At 70.5% G+C, this 21,372-nt stretch carries 15 protein-coding genes and 2 tRNA genes; 7 read left to right on the forward strand and 10 right to left on the reverse strand.

Going from position 1 to position 21,372, the window contains the following annotated elements; translation table 11 throughout:
• Positions 1–163 precede the first annotated feature (163 nt).
• Positions 164–236, reverse strand: a tRNA-Arg gene (locus BJ986_RS06100).
• 482 nt (positions 237–718) lie between these two features.
• Between BJ986_RS06100 and BJ986_RS06105 the strand changes: the two genes are divergently transcribed.
• Positions 719–2,554: a phosphoenolpyruvate carboxykinase (GTP) gene (locus BJ986_RS06105; RefSeq protein WP_179421180.1), complete on the forward strand. Its 1,836-nt coding sequence runs from the start codon at positions 719–721 to the stop codon at positions 2,552–2,554.
• Between the two features lie 129 nt (positions 2,555–2,683).
• Here the strand turns inward: BJ986_RS06105 and BJ986_RS06110 are convergent, their stop codons facing one another.
• On the reverse strand, positions 2,684–3,283 hold the full coding sequence (locus tag BJ986_RS06110; protein WP_179421181.1) for a DinB family protein: 600 nt from the start codon (positions 3,281–3,283) through the stop codon (positions 2,684–2,686).
• Positions 3,284–3,387: 104 nt separating this feature from the next.
• Between BJ986_RS06110 and BJ986_RS06115 the strand changes: the two genes are divergently transcribed.
• The 5 genes from BJ986_RS06115 to BJ986_RS06135 all read left to right on the forward strand — a co-directional run bounded on the left by BJ986_RS06115 (position 3,388) and on the right by BJ986_RS06135 (position 11,015).
• Positions 3,388–4,878, forward strand: coding sequence for a hypothetical protein (locus tag BJ986_RS06115; RefSeq protein WP_179421182.1), 1,491 nt, complete (start codon positions 3,388–3,390; stop codon positions 4,876–4,878).
• A 475-nt stretch (positions 4,879–5,353) separates the two neighbouring features.
• Positions 5,354–6,088: a response regulator transcription factor gene (locus BJ986_RS06120; protein ID WP_179421183.1), complete on the forward strand. Its 735-nt coding sequence runs from the start codon at positions 5,354–5,356 to the stop codon at positions 6,086–6,088.
• Complete coding sequence (locus BJ986_RS06125; RefSeq protein WP_179421184.1) at positions 6,085–7,551, forward strand: sensor histidine kinase; 1,467 nt, start codon at positions 6,085–6,087, stop codon at positions 7,549–7,551. The genes BJ986_RS06120 and BJ986_RS06125 overlap by 4 nt, the downstream gene beginning before the upstream one ends.
• 87 nt (positions 7,552–7,638) lie before the next feature.
• On the forward strand, positions 7,639–9,723 hold the full coding sequence (locus tag BJ986_RS06130; protein WP_179421185.1) for a glycosyltransferase family 39 protein: 2,085 nt from the start codon (positions 7,639–7,641) through the stop codon (positions 9,721–9,723).
• Between the two features lie 11 nt (positions 9,724–9,734).
• Positions 9,735–11,015, forward strand: coding sequence for a bifunctional glycosyltransferase family 2/GtrA family protein (locus tag BJ986_RS06135; protein WP_179421186.1), 1,281 nt, complete (start codon positions 9,735–9,737; stop codon positions 11,013–11,015).
• Here the strand turns inward: BJ986_RS06135 and BJ986_RS06140 are convergent.
• The 3 genes from BJ986_RS06140 to BJ986_RS06150 form a co-directional block, all read right to left on the reverse strand.
• The gene (locus BJ986_RS06140; protein ID WP_179421187.1) at positions 10,910–11,227 is read right to left on the reverse strand and encodes a hypothetical protein; all 318 of its coding nucleotides are present in this window, start codon (positions 11,225–11,227) and stop codon (positions 10,910–10,912) included. The two genes, BJ986_RS06135 and BJ986_RS06140, sit on opposite strands and share 106 nt — an antisense overlap.
• Before the next feature lie 343 nt (positions 11,228–11,570).
• Positions 11,571–11,663 (reverse strand) — tRNA-Ser (locus tag BJ986_RS06145).
• 83 nt (positions 11,664–11,746) lie between these two features.
• Complete coding sequence (locus BJ986_RS06150) at positions 11,747–13,342, reverse strand: LCP family protein (RefSeq protein ID WP_337794909.1); 1,596 nt, start codon at positions 13,340–13,342, stop codon at positions 11,747–11,749.
• Between the two features lie 267 nt (positions 13,343–13,609).
• On the opposite strand from BJ986_RS06150, the gene BJ986_RS06155 reads away from it, so the two are divergent.
• Positions 13,610–15,538, forward strand: a complete 1,929-nt coding sequence (locus tag BJ986_RS06155; protein WP_179421188.1) for a penicillin-binding transpeptidase domain-containing protein — start codon at positions 13,610–13,612, stop codon at positions 15,536–15,538.
• A gap of 137 nt (positions 15,539–15,675) precedes the next feature.
• On the opposite strand, the gene BJ986_RS06160 is transcribed toward BJ986_RS06155, so the two are convergent.
• The 5 genes from BJ986_RS06160 to BJ986_RS06180 form a co-directional block, all read right to left on the reverse strand.
• Positions 15,676–15,879, reverse strand: coding sequence for a cold-shock protein (locus BJ986_RS06160; RefSeq protein ID WP_056915917.1), 204 nt, complete (start codon positions 15,877–15,879; stop codon positions 15,676–15,678).
• Positions 15,880–16,165: 286 nt separating this feature from the next.
• Positions 16,166–17,083 carry a dihydropteroate synthase gene (gene folP, locus BJ986_RS06165; RefSeq protein ID WP_337794912.1) on the reverse strand — a complete coding sequence of 306 codons (918 nt, stop codon included), beginning with the start codon at positions 17,081–17,083 and terminating at the stop codon, positions 16,166–16,168.
• Positions 17,084–17,124: 41 nt separating this feature from the next.
• Entirely contained in the window at positions 17,125–18,492 is a 1,368-nt protein-coding gene (locus BJ986_RS06170; protein WP_337794913.1) for an NAD(P)/FAD-dependent oxidoreductase, read from the reverse strand.
• Positions 18,493–18,497: 5 nt separating this feature from the next.
• Entirely contained in the window at positions 18,498–19,868 is a 1,371-nt protein-coding gene (locus BJ986_RS06175; protein ID WP_179421189.1) for an aspartate aminotransferase family protein, read from the reverse strand.
• Complete coding sequence (locus tag BJ986_RS06180) at positions 19,868–21,358, reverse strand: CoA-acylating methylmalonate-semialdehyde dehydrogenase (RefSeq protein ID WP_179421190.1); 1,491 nt, start codon at positions 21,356–21,358, stop codon at positions 19,868–19,870. Before BJ986_RS06180 ends, BJ986_RS06175 begins: the two co-directional genes overlap by 1 nt.
• Between the last annotated feature and the right edge of the window lie 14 nt (positions 21,359–21,372).

Consider the following 21,372-nt stretch of genomic DNA (forward strand, 5'->3'; position numbering starts at 1 on the left):
GGAGATGAAGGACGAGTCCCAACACCGTTGAGAGGCGAATGAGGTCCAGTGTCAGCAAATCGGTGAGCAAGAGGTCCCGAAAGCGGCCTCCGGCAGAGCAACAGCCCCGGCCGTGTGGATCGGCGCGGGGCTGTGACCTGCTGGTTTCTGTCTCAACACAGAGTGCGCCCGAAGGGATTCGAACCCCTAACCTTCTGATCCGTAGTCAGATGCTCTATCCGTTGAGCTACGGGCGCAGATGCTGCCCTGAGGTTCCTTGTGGGATCGCCCAGAGCAACGACGGGCAAGACTACCGGGTCACCCCCGAGTGGGCGAAATCCGTTGGCGGGCGTCCGCGCAAGGGCCCCCGCCGCACCGACCAGCTCAGTGGCCAAGAGACTATGCCGTGCCCCAGGTGGTGGGGCACGGCATAGCCTCCAGAGCTGCTTCTCCCTCGGCCGCTCCCGGCGCGGATTCGCAAGAAATCACCCGGGATTCGGCCGCCTTCTTGCAGCGTCTGCAAGAAGGCGGCAAAGGCGGTCGACCTACCCGTCGGTTGTGAGGCTTTTCACGAGCGATCTACGACCCACGCGGTATCTACTGGCGCGTAGCCGGGCGTACCGTGACCAGATCAGAAGCGTTCACCATGTGGACACGGCGTCGTCGGACCCGGGTCGGTGGACGCATCACCTCATTGATCCGGGGGGCACACACCCGGGCGAAAGGGACGGCCGATCACATGACGACCGAGGCGACGCACACCGACCAGCGGGCCGGCGGCACGACGCACGCCGGCCTGCAGGCATGGGTCGACGAGGTGGCAGCGATGACCACCCCCGACCACATCGAGTGGGTCACCGGCTCCGACGCCGAGTGGACCCGCCTCACCGACAAGCTCGTCGAGGCCGGCACCTTCGTGCGCCTCAACGAGGAGAAGAAGCCGAACAGCTTCTACGCCGCCTCCGACCCGACCGACGTCGCCCGGGTCGAGGACCGCACCTACATCTGCTCCGTCGACGAGAAGGACGCCGGGCCCACCAACAACTGGATGGACCCGAACGAGATGAAGGACCTCATGCGCGGGCTCTATGCCGGCTGCATGAAGGGCCGCACGATGTACGTCATCCCGTTCGTCATGGGCCACGTCGAGGCCGAGAACCCCATGTTCGGCGTCGAGATCACCGACTCCGAGTACGTCGTGGTCTCGATGCGCGTGATGGCCCGCTGCGGCGTCAACGTCCTGCGCCGGATCGAGGAGCTGGGTGAGAACGCCAAGTACGTCCCGGCACTGCACTCGGTGGGCGCCCCCCTCGAGCCCGGCCAGAAGGACGTCAAGTGGCCGTGCAACCCCGAGAAGTACATCGTCCAGTTCCCCGAGGAGCGGATGATCTGGTCGTTCGGCTCCGGCTACGGCGGCAACGCCCTGCTGGGCAAGAAGTGCTACTCGCTGCGCATCGCCAGCGCGATGGCCCGCGACGAGGGCTGGCTCGCCGAGCACATGCTCATCCTCAAGCTCATCTCACCCGAGCAGCAGGTCTACTACATCGCCGCGGCCTTCCCGAGCGCGTGCGGCAAGACCAACCTGGCCATGCTGGCGCCGACCATCCCGGGCTGGAAGGTCGAGACGCTCGGCGACGACATCGCCTGGATGCGCTTCGGCAAGGACGGCCGGCTGTATGCCGTGAACCCCGAGTTCGGCTTCTTCGGCGTCGCGCCCGGCACCAACGAGCACACCAATCCCAACGCCATGAAGACCATCAACAAGGGCAACTCGGTCTTCACCAACGTCGCGCTCACCGACGACCGCGACATCTGGTGGGAGGGCCTGGAGAACACGCCGGCCCACGCCACCAGCTGGAAGGGACTGGACTGGACGCCCGACTCCGCTGAGCTCTCGAGCCACGCCAACAGCCGCTACTGCACCCCGATCGAGCAGTGCGACATCCTCGCCGACGAGTACTACGACCCCCAGGGCGTGCCGATCTCGGCGATCTTCTTCGGTGGCCGCCGCAAGACGACCGTGCCACTGGTGACGGAGTCGCGTGACTGGACCCACGGCACCTTCATGGGCGCCACCCTCTCCTCGGAGACCACCGCCGCCGCGACCGGCGCGGTCGGCGTCGTCCGCCGCGACCCGATGGCGATGCTGCCGTTCATCGGCTACAACGCGGGCGACTACTTCCAGCACTGGATCAACATGGGCAAGGACGCCGACGCGTCCAAGCTGCCGAAGATCTTCTACGTCAACTGGTTCCGTCGGGACGACGACGGCGGCTTCCTGTGGCCCGGGTTCGGCGAGAACAGCCGAGTGCTCAAGTGGGCCATCGAGCGCATCGAGGGCAAGGCTGCCGCCGTCGAGACCCCGATCGGCCACGTGCCGACCCCGGAGTCGCTCGACACCGATGGCCTCGACATGAGCGATGCCGACATCGCGGCGGCGCTCAAGGTCGACCCCGAGGAGTGGAAGGCCGAGATCCCGCAGATCGAGGAGTGGTTTGCCAAGTTCGGCGAGAACCTCCCGACCGAGCTCCAGATCGAGCTCGATGGCCTCAAGGCCCGCCTCGGCCTCGAGTGAGAACACCTGCTTTGCCGTGAACGCGGCATTCGTCAAAGGGCCCGGAACCAAGACGGTTCCGGGCCCCTCGCGTGCCTGGTGGCGACTCGTCCCGCGGTCCCCCAGCTCGGCTCGGGTCGTCGGCGTCGGTCAGCGGCCGGGCCACGTCCATGCACCCGACACGGGCTGCCAGCCAGGCGGCGGGTCCTCACCGACCCGGCCGTCGACGGCCTCGCGCAGCAGGTCGGCCTGACCCGTGTGACGGCCGTATTCCTCGACCATGTCGAGCACCAGCCGACGCACGTTCGCGTGGTTGCCCTCGGCGTCGGACACGTGCGCCGGCTGGTCCAGACCGCCGCCATCAAGGAACACCGCAAGACTGGCGCGCGACCTGGCGACCGCAGCGTCGTAGAGCGCAAAGAGCCGCGCGGGCGCGTCCCCGGCTGCGGACTCGAACTCCCAGTCGTCGCTCTCATCCCAGCCGTTGTCGTCCCAGACCGGTTCCATGGGTGCCCCGGAAAGCTTCACGCTGAACTTGTGGTCCTCGTTCGCTGCGAGGTGCTTGAGCAGGCCGCCGAGCGTCAGGCTGGACGCGCCGATCCGCGTGGCGAGGCCGTCGGCGTCGAGGCCGTCGACCTTGTAGCGGAAGGTGGCACGCAGCCGTTCGAGCGCCCCGAGCACGGCGCCCTCCTCGGTGCCTGCCAGGGGCGGCTCCCACGGAGTCTGGGCGGTGGTCTCGGTGATTGCCATGCGTGCACGCTAGGACTGGGGCCGGACGTTCCGCCACCGCAGGCCGCTCACGGGTCGCCCTACTCGGGCGAAGGGCCACGGCGACGACGCGGCATACTCGGCGCATGGCTCACAGCGGAGTGGTCTTTCCGGAGGTCGACGGCAAGCGGAGCACCTCGGCGCTCGGCCGGGCTGTCGTCGCCGACGCGCTGCGCGGGGTCGACCCGGTGGGGGCCCGGGCGGCGGAGCGCGAGACCAACTGGCGCCAGGGGTACCTGACCCACTTCAAGCGCCTCGTCGAGGCGGGACTGCTGCGTGACGGCGAGGCCGCGGTCGATGTCGCGCAGGCCGGGCTGGCCTCGCTGCACGCTCGGATGCGGGCCACGACTCCCCACGGCGAGGTGCCGCTCGCCGAGGCCTTCGCGGCGCCCGCCGGCCCCCCCGGCGACACCCCCGCCGGCACCCCCCTCGGCACGGCCACGGTGCGTGGCAGCGGCGAACGCGCGGCCGAGCTGAGCCTGCCCCTGCACGGCGACCGGCTGCGCGGCGACGCGCTGCGCAGGCAGCTCGACGACTGGACCACCCGCGGCATCATCGAACCCTCCGCCGCGGAGGCGGTCCGGACCGTCCTGGCCAACCCGGACTGGCTCGACCTGCGCGACCAGCGGGTCGTCGTGCTCGGGGCGGGGGCGGAGATGGGTCCCTTGCGGTCGATCCTTTCGTGGGGCGGGGAGGTCATCGGGGTCGACCTGCCGCGCGCCGACATCTGGAAGCGGGTGCTCGACGTGGCGGCGTCGTCGGCCGGGGCCCTGCACATGCCGGTGGCGGCCGACGCACCGTGGTCCGCACACGACCTCGCCACCCACGCTGGTGCCGACCTGCTGCACGGGCTCCCGGCCATCGCCGACTGGCTCACGGAGCTGGACGGACCCCTCGTGCTCGGCAACTACGTCTATGCCGACGGCGCCACCAACGTCCGGGTCTCCATGGCCGTCGACGTCCTCAGCACCGAGCTGATGAGGCGCCGCGCCGACGTCGCCCTGGCCTTCCTCGCCACCCCGACGGACGTCTTCGCCGTGCCCGGTGACGCCGTCGAGCACTCCACCCGCACCTACCGCGGACCTTCCACGCCCATGCGACTTGTCCGCCCGGCGCTGCGGACCATGAGCGGCGGACGGCTGCTGCGACGCAACTACGCCCCAGGCACCGACCCCGGTCTCAACGACAGCCTCGTTCCCCAACAGGGGCCGAACTACGCTCTGGCCAAACGACTCCAGCGCTGGCGAGCCACCGTTGCCCGTCGCGACGGCCGGACCGTGTCCCTCAACGTCGCACCCCCCACCCGCACCCGTTCGGTGGTGAAGAACCGCGCCCTGGCCAGCGCGTATGCCGGTGCACACCGGTTCGGGATCGAGGTGTTCGAACCCGCCACGAGCAACACGCTCATGGCAGCCCTCCTCGTCCACGACCTGCGGACCGCGCCGCACGCGCCGACCACCCCGTGGCGCGAGGAGGCCGCCGGCGCCGTCCACGGCGGTCTGTGGCGCACACCCTACGAGCCGCGCAGCGCCCTCGGGATCGCCGTGGTGCTCGGCCTCGGCTCAGCCAGGACCTGAGGTCACTGACGTCCTCGGAGGTCGCATCGCCCGCTGCGAGGCGAGCGGCCGGACCGAACCGCACACCGGGATGGCGCTGAAGTCCTTGCGCTGCAATGCTTTTCGGCCACTCGAGTGACGGACCAGCGTGAGGTGGATCATGGCGCGCTCACCTTCGGGCCGGCCGGAGCCTGGGAATCTGGCCTTGCGTCCGCTCCAGGTGGGGCGGGTTGAGCGCGGGCGCGGTCGCCGGAGCGGCAGCTGCCCCCGTGGGTGGGATCGTCATCGGGGTCTCCGAACGTCGGTGCGTGAGGTGGTCGACTCCGAGAGTTCGCCCCTGGGCTGTGGCGGTCCTGTGCCTCGGATATCGGATGCCTGAGCCTCGTGACCAGCCGAACCCCTGAGGGACAGACAGGCGCCACCGCCACAGTGGGTTCACAGGATCCGCACAGCCGTTGCGCGGGCACCGCACATGGTCCCGGTGTTTCCTTGAGGCATGAACTCGCAGCAGTCCGCCTCGGCCAAGCTCCAGCGCCTCGACGGCTCGCCCGTCCGTGTGCTCGTCGTGGACGACGAGCACAACCTGACCGAGCTCCTGAGGATGGCCCTGCGCTACGAGGGCTGGGAGGTCCGCACCGCGGCCACCGGAGTCGCGGCCGTCCGGGCGGCCCGTGAGTTCCAGCCCGACGCGGTTGCCCTCGACATGATGCTGCCGGACTTCGACGGCCTGGAGGTCCTGCGTCGGATGCGTGGCGACAACCCCAACGTGCCGGTGCTCTTCCTCACGGCCAAGGACGCCGTCGAGGACCGGGTGGCCGGGCTGACCGCCGGTGGCGACGACTACGTCACCAAGCCGTTCAGCCTCGAGGAGGTGGTCGCCCGCCTGCGTGCCCTGATGCGCCGTACAGCCGTCGTCACCGATGACTCCGCCTCAGTGCTGGCCGTCGGCGACCTCACCATGGACGAGGACAGCCACGAGGTGATGCGGGCGGGCGAGCAGATCAACCTCACGGCAACGGAGTTCGAGCTGCTGAGGTACCTCATGCGCAACCCGAAGCGCGTGCTGTCCAAGGCCCAGATCCTCGACCGGGTCTGGAACTACGACTTCGGTGGCCAGGCCAACGTGGTCGAGCTCTACATCTCCTACCTGCGCAAGAAGGTCGACGCCGGTCGCGAGCCGATGATCCACACGATGCGCGGCGTCGGATACGTCCTCAAGCCCGCGGCATGAGGCCCACCCCTGCCGTCGGTGCCACGCGGTCGTACCTCAACCCGGCAACCTGGACGCTCAGCAGGAAGCTGATCGCGACGGTGGTCGGGCTGTTCCTCGCCATCACGGTGGTCACGTCCACCCTGACCGTGGTGCTGCTGCACAACTTCCTCGTCAGCCGCCTCGACCAGGACCTCCAGTCCACCCTCGTCCGGGCCGGCGGGCCGCGCATCAACGACGGCACGGACCACGGGCCCGGCGGCGCGGGCGGGCCGATCCCCGGTGGAGGTGCCCAGTCCCTCGTCCTGGTGGTCCGCGACGGCGTCGTCATCGTCAACCGGGTCGAGCACGACGAGACCACGGGCACGCTCACCGCTGGGCAGATCGGCTCGCTGCAGACCGCGGGAGTCGGCACGAGCCCGAAGACGGTCGAGATCGCCGGGCTCGGCGCCTACCGCGTGGCGTCGGCGCGCGAGGCCGACGGCGACACGGTCATCTCAGGGCTCCCGACGGGCGGGGTCACCGAGACCATCAGCACGGTGATCACACTGATGGTCGGTGGCGCCCTCGTCGGTTTCGTCCTCGTGACAGTAGGCGGACTGTGGCTCGTGCGCCGCAACCTCGCCCCACTGCAACGGGTCGCGCACACGGCGACCCAGGTCTCCAACCTCAAGCTCGACTCCGGCGACGTCGCCCTAGCCGAACGCATCCCGGCCACTGACACCGACCCCCGCACGGAGGTGGGACAGGTCGGCCTGGCGATCAACAACATGCTCGACAACGTCGAGGGCGCGCTCCAGTCCCGCCACGAGAGTGAGCAGCGGGTGCGCCAGTTCGTCGCCGACGCCTCGCACGAGCTGCGGACGCCGCTGGCGTCCATCCGCGGGTATGCCGAGCTGTCCCGTCGCGAGCGCGAACCGGTGCCCGCGTCGGTCACCCATGCGCTGTCGCGGGTCGAGTCCGAGGCGCTGCGGATGCAGGGACTCGTGGAGGACCTGCTGCTGCTGGCCCGGCTCGACGCGGGTCGGCCGCTCGACCGCGAACCAGTCGACCTGTCGCTGCTCGCGATGGACGCGGTCAGTGATGCCCACGCCGCATCACCCGACCACCACTGGGAGCTGGACCTGCCCGACGAGCCGGTCGAAGTGACCGGGGACCACGCCCGCCTGCACCAGGTCGTGGCCAACCTGCTCGCGAACGCCCGGACCCACACGCCCGCAGGCACGAAGGTCGTCACGTCGGTGAGGCCCGATGGGCCGTGGATCCGCGTCAGCGTCACCGACGACGGACCGGGCGTGCCCGAGTCGTTGCAGCGCACCGTGTTCAACCGGTTCACCCGCGGCGATGACTCGCGCAACCGGGCCGCCGGCTCCACCGGTCTCGGCCTGTCGATCGTCGACGCCGTGGCCAAGTCGCACGGGGGCAATGTCGAGCTCTCCTCGACTCCCGGCGACACGACGTTCACCGTCCTCCTCCCCGCCTGACCCGCCGCCCCGAGGGGTTGCGCGGCTCATCAGCAGGCCTCATGAGTGACACAGGGACCGCACAGGGCCGGACCGGACGGTAAGGGCATGGACTCGATGACCTTCCACCGCGACGCCACCGGCGAGCCCGTGCTGGCCCCACCTCCCACGACTCCCGCGCAGGCCGGCCACGCGCCGCCGGCGCCCAGCCGGATCCATCGCCTGTGGCGTGGCGCGGAAGGCGACCCGACGTGGGCCCGTCCCGCACTGCTCGGCCTGCTCCTGGCCACGGCCCTCTTCTACTTCGCCAACCTGACCTCTAGCGGCTACGCGAACTCCTTCTACTCCGCGGCTGCCCAGGCCGGCAGCGCCAGCTGGAAGGCCTTCTTCTACGGCTCCTCGGACGCCGGCAACTCGATCACGGTCGACAAGCCGCCGGCCTCCCTGTGGGCGATGGCCCTGTCGGTGCGGCTCTTCGGGCTGAGCTCGTTCAGCATCCTCATGCCCGAGGTGCTGATGGGTGTGGCCACCGTCGGCGTCGTCCACGGCACCGTGAAGCGCCACTTCGGTGCCGCAGCCGGCCTCATCGCCGGCGCTGTGATGGCGCTGACCCCGGTGGCCGTGCTGATGTTCCGGTTCAACAACCCGGACGCACTGCTGGTGCTGCTCATGGCCCTCGCGGCCTGGGCCACGATCAAGTCCATCGAGCAGGGCTCGGCCAGGTGGTTCGCCATCGTCGGCGTCCTCCTCGGCCTCGGCTTCCTCACCAAGGCGCTCCAGGTCCTGCTCGTCGTGCCAGCCCTCGGCCTCGCCTACGTCCTGTTCGCGAACACGACCCTGCGCAGGCGGATCACCGGTGCGATCCTCGGAGCCGGCGCCATGGTCCTCTCAGCGGGCTGGTGGGTCGCGATCGTCGAGCTGGTCCCGGCCAGCATGCGCCCCTACATCGGCGGCTCGCAGGACAACTCGTTCCTGTCGGTCACCTTCGGCTACAACGGTCTCGGCCGGATCAGCGGCAACGAGACGGGCTCCGTCGGTGGCGGCAACGGCTGGGGCGCCACGGGACTCGGGCGCATGTTCAGCACCAGCATCGGCGGCCAGATCTCCTGGCTCATCCCCTCGGCGCTCATCCTGCTCGCGGTCGGCCTGTTCCTTCGCGGCCGGGCGCCCCGCACCGACGGCCGCCGCGCGGCATACGTCGTCTGGGGTGGCTGGCTCCTCGTCACGATGGTGACGTTCTCACTGATGGCCGGCATCTTCCACGAGTACTACACCGTCGCCCTGGCCCCTGCCATCGCTGCCCTGGTCGGCATGGGCGCGGCAGAGGCCTGGGAGCATCGCGCGAAGGCCGTCGGCTCGGTCACGCTCTCGGCCGCCACGGCTGTCGCCGCTGCATGGTCCTTCGTCCTGCTCTCGCGGACCGACTGGCAGAACTGGCTGCGCGTCGGCGTCCTCGTCCTCGGGCTCGCGAGCGCCCTGCTGCTGCTCGCCATCACCCAGCTGCACCGGCGCTTCGTGCCGGCCGTCATCGCCAGCGCCCTCGTGGCGGTGCTCGCCGGTCCCGCGGCCTACAGCGTCCAGACCGTCAGCACGGGCCACACCGGCTCGATCGTGAACGCTGGGCCGGCCATCGCGGGCGGCGGCCCCGGCCGTGGCGGTATGCCGGGTGGGCCCCGCGGCGCGATGGGCGCACCTCCCCAGCAGGGCACCGCCGGCGGCCCGGGTGCCACCCGCGGTGCTGGTGGGATCGGCGGCCTGCTCAACGCCTCCACTCCCAGCACCGAGGTCGTCTCCGCCCTGTCGGCCGATGCGTCGAGCTATCGATGGGTGGCCGCGGCGATCGGCTCGCAGAACGCGGCGGGCCTGCAGCTCGGGACCGGGCTCCCCGTGATGGCCATCGGCGGCTTCAACGGCAGCGACCCCAGCCCGACACTGGCCCAGTTCCAGCAGTACGTCGCGGACGGCGACGTCCACTACTTCGTCGCCAGCGGGAACGGCGACGGGCCCGGCGGCGGACGCGGCGGAGGCCTGGGCGGGGGCCCGGGCGGCTCGGGAACGGGCGCGCAGATCTCGCAGTGGGTGGCGGCCACCTTCAGCCAGGTCACGATCGGCGGATCGACGTTCTACGACCTGACCCGGCCGCGCTCGTCCGGCACGGCCACCTCGGGCTCCGCCACGACCCAGAGCACCTGAGGAACGCCGCGATGACCACCCCCGTCCTCGACATCGTCATCCCTGTGCACAACGAGCAGCACACGCTCGCGGCCAGTGTCCGCCGCCTGCACCACCACCTGGTCCAGAGCTTCCCCTATCCCTTCCGGATCACCGTGGCCGACAACACCAGCCCCGACGCGACGGCGGTCGTCGCGTCGGGGCTGGTGGCAGAGCTGCCGGGAGTCGCACTCGTGCAGCTGCCCCAGAAGGGCCGGGGCCGGGCCCTCAAGCAGGTGTGGGCGGGCTCGGACGCGCCGATCCTTGCCTACATGGACGTCGACCTCTCCACGGACCTCGACGCCCTGTGGCCGCTCGTGGCGCCCCTCATGTCAGGCCACTCGGACGTGGCCATCGGCTCCCGCCTGGCCAGGGGTGCCCGGGTCGTGCGCGGCCCCCGACGGGAGGTCATCTCGCGGTGCTACAACCTGCTCCTGCGTGGCGCGCTCGGGGCTCGTTTCACGGACGCACAGTGCGGCTTCAAGGCGATCCGGGCCGATGTCGCCGCCGAGCTGCTGCCGATGGTCGAGGACCCCGCGTGGTTCTTCGACACCGAGCTGCTGGTCCTGGCCCAGCGGGCCGGCCTGCGGATCCACGAGGTGCCCGTCGACTGGTTCGACGACCCCGACTCCCGGGTCGACGTGGTCGCGACGGCGTGGGACGACCTTCGGGGAGTCGTCAGGGTCCGGCGCGGCCTCGCGTCCGGTCGGCTCCCCGTCGCCGAGGTCGCGGCCCGCATCCGTCGACACAGGCCGGGCGCGCTGGGCGCGTGGCACCAGCTTACGAGGTTCGCCGCCGTCGGGATGGCCTCCACGGTCGTGCACCTCGGCCTGTTCGCCGCGCTCGTTGCCGGCGCGGGGTCGGTCCAGGCAGCCAACCTCGTGGCGCTGCTCGTCGCGACCGTCGTCAACACGGCCCTTAACCGGCGGTGGACCTTCGGCGTCAGCGGGGCCGGAGCCCTGCGGTCACAGACGCAGGGCCTGGTGGTCTTCGGCATCACCTGGCTGCTGACCGGGGGGGCGCTGGGCCTGCTGCACACAGCGGTGGCCAGCCCGTCGACCGCGGTCGCCACCCTGGTCGTCGGCGCTGCGACGGCCGTGTCCACGACCGTACGGTTCGTCGCGATGCGTTCCTGGATCTTTCGCCGCAAGCCCGCCCAGGAAGCGGATCAGTACTCGGTGACGATGAACGCGCCGCCGTCGTCTTCGAACACCACGACCCCCGTCCAGTCGAACCCGTCCACCGAGCCGTGGCAGACAGTGACCAGCCCCTGACCGACCTTCGAGTCGGCCGGGCACTCGAGCCTGTCGACGCTGCTGCCCGCGTTCTCGAGCGTCGAGGTGAGGGTGTCCTGCAGGACGACGGCGGACACCGACTGGGCCAGCGGGTGCACGGCCCCCTTGAGGGCACCGCCGCCACCTGACATCGACATCGACATCGCGATGAACCCTCCCATCGCCAGGACGCCCAGGGCCAAGCCGCTCATCACGATCGCCGCGATGGCCAGTCCGTTGCACCGCTTGGGCGCGGGCGCGAAACCCTGGTACTGACTCGGCGGCGGCGCCGAAGCGGCATAGCCGGTCTGCTGGACCGGCGCCCCAGCCCAAGCCGGACCGAACGGTCCGGTATGCGCCCGCTCGGCTCCCCGTGCGACGGCTGCCCCGCGGGCGAGGAAAGCTGCGCGTGCGATGAAAGCCAGAGGGAGGCGGAGGGAGCCGTCGCTGGCGCCGGGGCTCGTTCCTCGCCCCGCCGCCAGCTCCTCCCAAATCCCGCGCGTTCGATAAAACGAGAAGGACCCGACGAAAAGCGTGTCGGGTCCTTCTCGTTTTTGGCGGAGGCGGAGGGATTTGAACCCTCGATGGGCGATAAACCCAAACCGCATTAGCAGTGCGGCGCCATAGACCGGACTAGGCGACGCCTCCACGCCCGGCGGCTGTCGCAGCCGAGCCCGCACAGGGTATCCGCACCCCAGCGACAGGAGCAAAATCGCCCCCTGTCGCCGACCTCAGCTGCAGATGTCCTGCGCCGCGGTGCGGGCCTTCACGGTCGGGGTGGAACCCGACGTGGCGGGCGCGGTGATGCTCTCCGTCGGCAGCGGCTTGGTCCCGAGGCGGTTCGGGATCTCGACCGCCTTCGGCGAGCCCACGCCCATGCTCAGCTCGATGGTCGAGCCCAGCTGGGCGTCCTGGCGCATCTCGGCGCCCGGGTAGACGGCGGCGACCGTGCGCGCCGCCTCCTTCATGGTGGGGCCGTAGCGGACCACGACGCCATCAGTCGGCGAGCCCGTACCGGTGAGGTACGACGCGATCGTGAAGCCTTGCACCTGGAGCTCGGCGGCGGCCTGCTTGGCCAGACCGGGCACCCCGGAGTTGTTGGTGACCCGCACCTTGATGTCGGCGGGGCTCACGGTCAGGGCCGGCGCTGTGGTCGGCGACGCGGTGGGCGTGCTCGCCTTCTTCGGCACCTTCGTGCCCGGAAGGGGCTTGTCCTGCCGGATGGCCTTCCAGATGGTGTCGGCCGCAGGGGTCCACTGGACCCGGTTGGGGTCCGCGGGGTAGGTCTCGGTCGGGAGCTTCACGAACCGGATCTGGTCGGTGCCGATCCGGGCCACGCTTCCGGCGATGTCCTTCATCTGGCCGATGTCCAGGCCCTTGTCCGTGGTCATCGCCGAAGTCGTGGCGTTGAGGAAGCCGAAGAGCTTGTCGGGCCGCAGCAGCAGGGACGACTTCGTGGCTTCCTGGATCACCGAGGAGAGGAAGGCCTGCTGGCGGTCGATGCGCCCGAGGTCAGAGCCGTCGCCGATGTTGTGGCGCAACCGGACGTAGGCGAGGGCGTTCCGGCCGTCCACCCTGCTCCGACCCGCGGGGAGGTCGAGGTGGCTCTGTCGGTCCTTGACGGGCTGGGGCAGGCAGACGGTGACCCCGCCGAGGGCGTTGACCATGTCCTGGAACCCGCGGAAGTCGATCACGATGAAGTGGTCGATATAGATGCCGGTCAGTCCCTCGAACGTGCGGATGGTGCACGCCGGTCCGCCCAGGGTGAAGTTCTGGTTCCACTGTCGGGTGACGCCGTTCTGCACGCTGTCGTTCTTGTTCTTGCAGTCGCGCGGGGCCTTCGTCATCGAGTCGCGGGGGATCGAGACGACGATCGCCGACTGGCGGTCCGCCGACAGGTGCACGATGAGGTTGGTGTCGGAGCGGCTGCCTGCCATGCCGTACTCCGTCTGCCCCTTGCCGAGGTTGGTCCCCTCCCGGCTGTCCGAACCCATCACGAAGATGTTCATCGGGGCCAGGTTGGTCTGCGCGTCCTTGGTGGCTTCCTTGGTCGGGCGAACGCCCAGCGCCCCGCTGATGTCGAGCCTTCTGATGTTGCCGTTGAGCTTCACGTAGGCCGCGACGCCGAGGACCAGGGCCACGACCAGCACGCCGGCCATGGCGAACGCGGTCCGGCGCAGCCACGGGTGGCGACGCGTCGTGCCGCCGTGGCGGTCGGACCGACTGTGCGACGTCGCGGTGTTCTGCTGGCTGCCGTCCCCCGCGGCACCAGGGCCCGGGTCGGACACATTGTGGTCCGGCGCGGAGCCGTTGGTGGGCTCGCTCACGTGTACCTCTCTGATGAAGAAGAGCCACGCGTGCAGTGGCTCGGGCGACGAATCGCCTCCGTGAGTGTACGGGCGCATCCTGAACGCTCCCTAAGATGCGCCTCCGCACTCCCGACGCCGCAGGCAGCGCCGAGGTTGGCTCCAGCCCGGTTCCGGAGTGGTCCCCGGTGGGCGCGAGGGGCGCGAGGGGTGGCCCGAGGTGGGCCCGAGGTGGGCCCGAGGAGACAAATGGGACGAAGCACGGCCGGAGTGGGGTTGGATGGTGGCATGACCAAACGCGCAGTCGTCGGGGGAGTCGCGGTCGCCACACTGGTCGTCGCGGCAGCCGTCGCAGGGTGGTTGTGGTGGCGGCACGCCGAGCACGAGAAGACGCTGGACACCGCGGCCCGGGCAGAGGTGGCGGCGTTCGCGACGTCGTGGTCCGGACGCTCGTTCACCAAGCCCGGCGTCCTGTTCACGGGTGCCACCAGCGACGCGGTCCAGGCGGACTTCGTCAAGGCCACGGCGGGTCTGGGCTCCGGACCCGTCAAGGTCACGGCGGGCGGGCTGCAGCGCGCGGGTGACCGGGCGACCGCTACCGCGCACGTCGCGTGGACCCTGGCCGGGGGCGTCGTCTGGTCCTATGACGTGCCGGTGACTGCCCAGCGTGCCGCGGGCTCGGACACCCGGTGGTCGATCACGCTCCCCCAGGGCCACTCCTTGTGGCATCCCGCGCTCAAGTCCGGCGCCACCCTGACCGCCACCCGCACCTGGGGCAACCGAGGCACTCTCCTCGACCGTGACGGTGCCGCCCTCACCCCGATGGGCAAGGTCTACCCGGTGCAGATCGACCCGGGCCGAGCCACCGCGGCCACCGTGGCCCAGCTCGAGAAGATCGTCAACGAACCTGCCGGCTCCCTCGTGGCCAAGCTCACCGCGGCGACCAAGGCGGGCAGCAAGGCGACGATTCCCGTCATCACCTACCGGCAGGCCGACTTCGACGCACACAAGGCCGCACTCGACGGGCTCAAGGGAGTGATCTACCCGGTCCGCGAACAGCCCCTGGCCAAGTCCCGCACCTTCGCCCAGCCGTTGCTCGGGTCGTTCGGCGCGGTCAGCGCCGAGCTCATCACCAAGAGCAAGGGCAGGTATGCCGCGGGCGACTACGCCGGGATCAGCGGGCTCCAGGGGCAGTACGACGCGATCCTCGGCGGCACCGCCGGCGTCAAGGTCACCTCCAGCGCCGCGCCGGGCACCCCGCTGTTCTCGAAGGACCCGGTCGCGGGCAAGGACGTGTCGACGACGATGTCGCCGCGGGTCCAGGACGCGGCGGAGAGCGCCCTGGCGGCCACCGGCTCGGTGCCGTCCGCCCTCGTGGCCGTGGACGTCAAGACCGGTGACGTGCTTGCCTCGGCGAACTCGCCGGAGCTCGGCTTCGACCGGGCGATGACCGGCCACTACCCCCCGGGGTCGGCGTTCAAGATCGCGACGACCTATGCGCTGCTGACTGCCGGCAAGGTGACCCCGACCACGTCGGTCTCCTGCCCGAAGTCGTTCGTGGTCGACGGCCGGACCTACAAGAACTACGAGGGGGAGTCGCTCGGCACCCCCGACTTCACCACCGACTTCGCCCACTCCTGCAACACCGCGTTCGTGCAGCTCTCGACCAGGCTCGGGGACAGCGACCTGACGAAGGCGGCCGCCGCGCTGGGGCTGACCGGATGGGCCAAGACCCTCGGCGTCGCGAACGCCTTCGACGCCGACGTCCCCGTCAACAACGGCAAGACCGACAAGGCGGCGGCCGCGATCGGGCAGGGTCGCAACGTCACGTCCCCGCTGGCCCTGGCCGTGCTGGCGGCCAATGTCGCTCGAGGCTCGACCATCTCACCGGAGCTGGTCACCCAGCCCGCGCCGCCGGGGGTGGACCGCACTCCGAAGCCGTTGGACGCCACGGTCGTCGGCCAGCTGCAGACGCTCATGGGTGAGGTGGTCAACCAGGGCACCGCCACGGTGCTCAAGGGCACGCCCGGTGGCACGGTCCGGGGCAAGACGGGCACTGCGGAGTTCGGCTCGACGAACCCGCCCCAGACGCACGCCTGGTTCGTCGGCTACCAGGGCGGGATGGCCTTCGCGGTCCTGGTGGAGACCGGCAAGAGCGGTGGCACCGTCGCCGCCCCCATCGCCAGGGCCTTCCTCACCACGCTCGCCCGGGGCTGAGTCCCCGCCGACGGCGCCCCGGGAAACCCCGGCGAGTCGTCGGCATACCGAGGGCGCCGGCGACCCTGACGCAACGAGGCCCCCACCGCACGCGGTGGGGGCCTCGTCAGAAGACTGTTGGTTGAGCAGTCCTCGGGTCAGATCGGGCGAACGGCGTCAGCCTGGGGGCCCTTGGGCCCCTGGGTGACCTCGAACTCCACGCGCTGCGCCTCGTCCAGCGAGCGGTAGCCCGAGGAGTCGATCGCCGAGTAGTGGACGAACACGTCCGGGCCGCCGCCGTCCTGGGCGATGAAGCCGAAGCCCTTCTCAGCGTTGAACCACTTAACGGTTCCCTGTGCCATGGGGTAACTCTTTCTTTTGTAGCCATTGGGAGTCCGCACTTTGCGAAGCCCCAGGCTGCCGTACACACCCCCACCGACGAGACATGCCCGTCCTCAGATGAGCTGCCTTCGTTAGAAAGCAAATGCCCGACCTGATGGTGCTAGGACGGGCACTTCATCGACCTTGCGAGGAACTGCTTGATGCAACCGTGAGAAACGCTAGCACGCAGGATGCGATCCGTGGAGGTCGAGATGTTCAAACTTTCGGTATGCCGTAGGGACGTGTTGGGCCCCTGTGCGGGGACCCTCAGGTGCCCCGCACAGCGTGTACCGGAGCACGGTCGCCCCGGATGACGGCCACCATGTCGACAACGCGTCGGGTGGCCCGCACGTCGTGGGCGCGGAACACCGTGGCGCCGAGCCAGGCCGCAACCGCCGTCGCCGCGAGCGTGCCCTCGAGCCGGTCGTCGGCGTCGAGTCCCAAGGACTCCCCGACGAAGTCCTTGCGGGAGAGCGCCTGCAGGATCGGGAACCCCAGGGCCGCCACGTCCGCGGTGTGCCGCAGCACCTCGAGGGAGTGCATCGTGGTCTTGCCGAAGTCCAGGGTCGGGTCGACCAGGATGCGGTCCGCGGGTATGCCGGCCTCCTGGGCCGCGCGGGCACCGTTGGCCAGGGTGACGAGCACGTCGCGGACGACGTCCAGCGGGTCAGGTCCGTAGCTGACCTTGACCGGGTCGGTGCGCGGCGGCAGACCGCCGGTGTGGGAGCAGACCACGGCAGCCCCGATGCGGGCGGCGACGTGGACGAGGTCGGGGTCGTGGCCGGCCCAGGTGTCATTGACGAGGTCGAGGCCGTGGCGCCCGGCCTCCGCCGCCACCTCCGAGCGCCAGGTGTCGAGGCTCAGGGCGAGGTCGGGGTAGCTCGCCCGGGCGTGCGCCAGGAACGGGATGACACGCTCCATCTCCTCCTGCGGCCCGACGACCTCCCCCTGCTGCCCCGCGCGGACGCCACCGATGTCGACGATGTCGGCCCCGGCGGACACCGCTTCATCCAGCGCCCGCTTGGCCGAGTCGAGATCGGCGTGACGGTTGCCTGCGAAGAAGGAGTCGCTGGTGCGGTTGATGATTCCCATCACCGCCGGGCTGGACGCGTCGAAGGTGCGACCGCGCAGCCGCAACGGGGGCGTGCGTGGCAGGTCGAGGGGGTGCGGCTCCGGGAGGCTCACGCAGTCATCCTCGCATCGGCCGGCCCCGCGTCATGCGGACCCTAGGAGTCGAAGCCGAGACCGGCGCGGTCGAGGGTCCGCAGCCACAGGTTCCGTCGACCCTCGTGCCGATCGGCACTGGCCAGCGACCAGCGGGTGAGCTGGATCCCGGTGTAGGCCAGGGGTTCCGGCGGGAACGGCAGCGGCTTCTCGCGGACCATCCGGAGCCGGGTGCGTTCGGTGTGCCGGCCGCCGAGCAGGTCGAGCATCACCTGCGCGCCGAAGCGGGTGGCTCCCACGCCGAGACCGGTGAAGCCGGCCGCATAGGCCACACGGCCGCGATGGGCCGTGCCGTAGAAGGCACAGAACCGCGTGCACGTGTCGATCGCGCCACCCCACTGGTGGCTGAACCGCAGGCCCTCGAGCTGGGGGAAGGTGTCGAAGAAGTGTCCGGCCAGCCGGTCGAACGTCGCCGGTCGCTGGTCCAGGCTGGGCGCGAGGCGCCGCCCGTAGTGGTAGATCGCGTCGTAGCCGCCCCAGAGGATCCGGTTGTCGGCCGACAACCGGTAGTAGTGGAACTGGTTGGCCAGGTCACCCACCCCCGCGCGACTGGCCCAGCCCAGCGAGTCGAGCTGGTCCTGGGTGAGCGGTTCTGTCATCAGCGCGTAGTCGTAGACAGGGACCGTGTGCAGCCGGGTGCGCCGGACCAGCGACGGAAAGGCGTTGGTGCCCAGGGCGACTCGGCCGGCTCGGATGACGGCCCCGTCAGCCGTCGTCACGTCGACGCCCGAGCCCGCGGTCGACAGTCCTGCGACCCGCACTCCCTCGGCGATGCGCACGCCCAGCGACTCGGCGGCCCGAGCCAGCCCCCAGGCGAGCCGCGCCGGGTCGACCATCGCCGTCTCGTCGGGCTCGTGGACCCCCGCCAGGTAGGTGGGCGAGTCGAGGTGGGCCCGGACCGCGTCGCGGTCGAGGAACTCCCCCGGCTCCTGCGCCAGCCACTCCACCTGGTGCGGCTGGGTGGCCACGGTGAGGGAGCCCGAGCGCCGGAAGTCGCAGTCGATGTCGTGCTCGCGCACGGTCGCCTCGATCGCGTCGAGGTTCTCGCGCCCGAGGCGGCGCAGCACGGCATACTCCTGCGGCCAGCGCGCCATCCCGTTGGGTTCGCCGTGGGTCAGGCTCGCCGCGCAGAAGCCGCCGTTGCGCCCCGAGGCGGCCCACCCCACCGAACCCGCCTCGAGCACCAGGACGTCCCGTGAGGGGTCGGCCTGCTTGGCGAGCAGCGCGGTCCACAGGCCGGAGTACCCGGCGCCGACCACCACGAGGTCCGCGGACCGCGCGCCCCCCAGCCCGGGGCGACCTTCTGGCCGGTCGGGTCGGTCCAGCCAGAAGACCGACGGCTTGGCGTCGGCGAGCGCGGGATGGCCCACCGGTGTCAGGCGTCGGCGCCGGTGTAGAAGCCGTCGGCGACGTCGAGCGCCTCGTCGAGGATCGCCAGCCCCTCGCGCACCTCGTCGGCCGAGGTGGTGCAGGGCGGCACGACGTGGGTGCGGTTGAAGTGGATGAACGGCCAGAGCCCGCGCTGCTTGCAGGCTGCGGCGAAGTCGTTCATCGGGGCGGCATCGGCGCCGGCGGCGTTGAACGGCACCAACGGCTCGCGGGTATGCCGGTCGCGCACCAGCTCGAGCGCCCAGAAGACCCCCAGCCCGCGCACCTCGCCCACGCTCGGGTGGCGGTCGGCCAGGTCGCGCAGACCCGGCCCGATGACGTCCTCGCCGAGGTCGCGGGCGTGCTCGACGATGCCCTCCTCCTTGAAGATGTTGATGGAGGCGACGGCCGAGGCGCACGCGAGCGGGTGACCCGAGTAGGTCAGGCCGCCCGGGAACGGCCGCTGGTCGAAGGTCGCCGCGATCCGCTCGGAGATGATGACGCCGCCCAGCGGGACGTAGCCGCTGTTGACCCCCTTCGCGAAGGTGATGAGGTCGGGGGCGACACCCCAGTGGTCGACGGCGAACCACTCACCGCACCGGCCGAACCCCGCCATCACCTCGTCGGCGATCATGACGATGCCGAACTCGTCGCAGAGGTCGCGCACCCCCTGCAGGTAGCCCGGCGGCGGGACGAGGACCCCGTTGGTGCCGACCACCGTCTCGAGGATGATCGCGGCGATCGTGGCGGGCCCCTCGACCATGACCAGGTCGCGCAGGTGCTGCAGTGCGCGGACACCCTCCTCCTGCTCGGTCTCGGCGTGGAAGGCCGAGCGGTAGGGGTAGGGACCCCAGTAGCGCACGATGCCCGGCATACCGGGCTCCGATGCCCAGCGGCGCGGGTCGCCGGTCATCGCGATGGCTCCCGCAGTGGCCCCGTGGTAGCTGCGGTAGGCGGCCATCACCTTGTGGCGCCCGGTGTGCAGGCGAGCCATGCGCAGGGCGTTCTCGCTGGCCTCGGCTCCGCCGTTGGTGAAGAACACCTTGGTGAGGTCACCGGGGGCCAGCTCGGTGATCAGCCGGGCCGCTTCAGAGCGCGCGTCGTTGGCGAAGGCCGGGCTGATCGTCGTCAGGCGACCTGCCTGTTCCTGGATCGCGGCGACGAGCTTCGGGTGCTGGTAGCCGATGTTGACGTTGACCAGCTGGCTGGAGAAGTCCAGGTATCGCTTGCCGGAGTAGTCCGTGAAGTAGGACCCGAGTGCGTCCGCGATCGGCAACGGGTCGATGAGTCCCTGGGCAGACCACGAGTGGAAGACGTGCGCGCGGTCGTCGCGGCGCACCTGCTCCTCGGTGGCGCCGGTCACGCCGTCGAGGCCCATCAGCGGGTCCTCGGGAAGCCGAGGTCGACCGACGAGGTGGCCGGATCGGGCCAGCGCTGGGTGACCACCTTGCCGCGGGTGTAGAAGCTCACGCCCTCGGGTCCGTACATGTGGGTGTCGCCGAAGAGCGAGTCCTTCCAGCCGCCGAAGGAGTAGTAGGCGACGGGGACCGGGATGGGCACGTTGATCCCGACCATGCCGACTTCGACGTCGTACTGGAACTGGCGGGCGACCCCACCGTCGCGGGTGAAGATCGCCGTGCCGTTGGCGTACTGGTTGGCGTTGATCAGGGCGATCCCCTCCTCGTAGGTGTCGACCCGGACGACCGACAGCACCGGGCCGAAGATCTCGTCGGTGTACACGGTCATCTCGGGGGTCACGTGGTCGAGCAACGTCGTGCCGAGGAAGAAGCCCTCGGCCGGGAGCTCCCCGGTGCGGCCGTCGACGACGACCGCGGCCCCCGCCGCCTCCCCGGCGTCGACGTAGCCGGCGACCTTGTCCCGGTGCTCGGCCGTGATGAGCGGGCCTATGTCGGTGTCGGGGTCGGCGCCGTCGCCGACGGTGAGCTTGGGCAGCCGGGCCGCGATGGCGTCGACGAGCGGCTGGGCCACGTCTCCGACCGCGACCGCCACGGACAGGGCCATGCAGCGCTCCCCCGCCGCGCCGTAGGCGGCCGAGACCACGGCGTCAGCCGCCATGTCGATGTCGGCGTCCGGGAGCACGAGGGCGTGGTTCTTGGCGCCGCCGAGCGCCTGGACGCGCTTGCCGTTCGCGGTGCCCCGCTCGTAGATGTACTTGGCGATCGGGGTCGACCCGACGAAGCTGACGGCGGCGATGCCGGGGTGGTCGAGGATCGCGTCGACCGCCACCTTGTCACCGTGCACGACGCTGAAGACGCCGTCAGGCAGACCGGCTTCCTGCCACAGGCGGGCGAGGAAGAGCGATGCGGAGGGGTCCTTCTCGCTGGGCTTGAGGATGAACGCGTTGCCACAGGCGATGGCGTTGGCGCACATCCACAGCGGCACCATCGCCGGGAAGTTGAAGGGCGTGATGCCGGCGACCACGCCGAGCGGCTGGCGGATGTTGTAGACGTCCACCCCCGTCGAGACCTGCTCGCTGAAGCCACCCTTGAGCAGGTTCGGGACGCCGGTGGCGAACTCGACGTTCTCCAGGCCGCGGGCGATCTCACCAGCGGCGTCGGAGAGCACCTTGCCGTGCTCTGCCGTGATGATGGCGGCGAGCTCCGGCGAGCGGGTGTGCAGCAGCTCCCGGAAGGCGAAGAGCACCGCGGCCCGTTGCGACAACGACGAGTGCCGCCACTCCTGCGCCGCCGCGGACGCGCTGGCCACCGCGGCATCCAGCTCCTCGACCGAGGCGAGGTCGACCTCGGCGGTCACCCGACCGGTGGCGGGGTTGTGCACGGGTGCGGAACGTCCCGACGTGCCCTCGCGCGGGCGACCGTCGATCCAGTGGGAGATGCGCGTCGTCATGCCCACACCATACG

The organism is Pedococcus badiiscoriae, from assembly GCF_013408925.1.
GTDB classification, from domain to species: Bacteria; Actinomycetota; Actinomycetes; order Actinomycetales; family Dermatophilaceae; genus Pedococcus; species Pedococcus badiiscoriae.

Excerpts from the sequence above, each read along its gene's own strand:
- BJ986_RS06120 (WP_179421183.1), top strand. The coding sequence starts at position 5,354 with ATGAACTCGCAGCAGTCCGCCTCGGCCAAGCTCCAGCGCCTCGACGGC.
- BJ986_RS06155 (WP_179421188.1), top strand. The coding sequence starts at position 13,610 with ATGACCAAACGCGCAGTCGTCGGGGGAGTCGCGGTCGCCACACTGGTC.
- BJ986_RS06110 (WP_179421181.1), bottom strand. The coding sequence starts at position 3,283 with ATGGCAATCACCGAGACCACCGCCCAGACTCCGTGGGAGCCGCCCCTG.
- BJ986_RS06130 (WP_179421185.1), top strand. The coding sequence starts at position 7,639 with ATGGACTCGATGACCTTCCACCGCGACGCCACCGGCGAGCCCGTGCTG.
- BJ986_RS06105 (WP_179421180.1), top strand. The coding sequence starts at position 719 with ATGACGACCGAGGCGACGCACACCGACCAGCGGGCCGGCGGCACGACG.
- BJ986_RS06115 (WP_179421182.1), top strand. The coding sequence starts at position 3,388 with ATGGCTCACAGCGGAGTGGTCTTTCCGGAGGTCGACGGCAAGCGGAGC.
- BJ986_RS06125 (WP_179421184.1), top strand. The coding sequence starts at position 6,085 with ATGAGGCCCACCCCTGCCGTCGGTGCCACGCGGTCGTACCTCAACCCG.
- BJ986_RS06140 (WP_179421187.1), bottom strand. The coding sequence starts at position 11,227 with ATGAGCGGCTTGGCCCTGGGCGTCCTGGCGATGGGAGGGTTCATCGCG.
- BJ986_RS06175 (WP_179421189.1), bottom strand. The coding sequence starts at position 19,868 with ATGGGCCTCGACGGCGTGACCGGCGCCACCGAGGAGCAGGTGCGCCGC.
- BJ986_RS06160 (WP_056915917.1), bottom strand. The coding sequence starts at position 15,879 with ATGGCACAGGGAACCGTTAAGTGGTTCAACGCTGAGAAGGGCTTCGGC.
- BJ986_RS06135 (WP_179421186.1), top strand. The coding sequence starts at position 9,735 with ATGACCACCCCCGTCCTCGACATCGTCATCCCTGTGCACAACGAGCAG.
- BJ986_RS06180 (WP_179421190.1), bottom strand. The coding sequence starts at position 21,358 with ATGACGACGCGCATCTCCCACTGGATCGACGGTCGCCCGCGCGAGGGC.